This is a genomic window from Enterobacter sp. K16B, assembly GCF_020216105.1.
GTDB lineage: Bacteria > Pseudomonadota > Gammaproteobacteria > Enterobacterales > Enterobacteriaceae > Enterobacter > Enterobacter sichuanensis.
In genome coordinates, this window is sequence record NZ_JAIWJZ010000199.1 from 1 (window position 1) to 428 (window position 428).

Annotated in this window: 1 protein-coding gene; it reads right to left on the reverse strand. The window is 49.1% G+C overall.

The features are described 5' to 3' along the window. On the reverse strand, positions 1-428 hold a 428-nt coding region (locus LDK53_RS22660), incomplete at both ends, for a T6SS immunity protein Tli4 family protein (protein ID WP_263643526.1).

A 428-nucleotide genomic window follows, 5' to 3' on the forward strand; every position in this document is an offset into this window, starting at 1 on the left:
TTTCCCTGACGCGGAAAGAACGAATGATGCGATCCCAGATTTCCACCAGTTCAGCGTCGCTGTAGGCCGGGGGGGGCAGGGTATGATTGCTCAATGTCACATCGATAATTGGATGCCGAAAATCGACCACTTTTTCATTAGCTATCACGTTAAAAAGCAGCTGCCCGGACGGGGTGTCCGGTGATTTTTCTGATGGTGCGGTATTGAGCCATTCATCAGCCTCAAATCCTGCAATCTCTGTTTTTTCCTTACGCAGAGTCTTCGCATTGATCCGGGTCAGGTAGGGCTGGATCTCATCACTTCGCTCCAGCATACTCGCCGGATCGCCAAGATAGGTATTAGTAGAAACCGACAGGGAAAAGACCGGATTGTGTGGATATACAAAGGTAATATCTTCCTTAGGCTTTCCGTTTCCGTCACGGATAAAC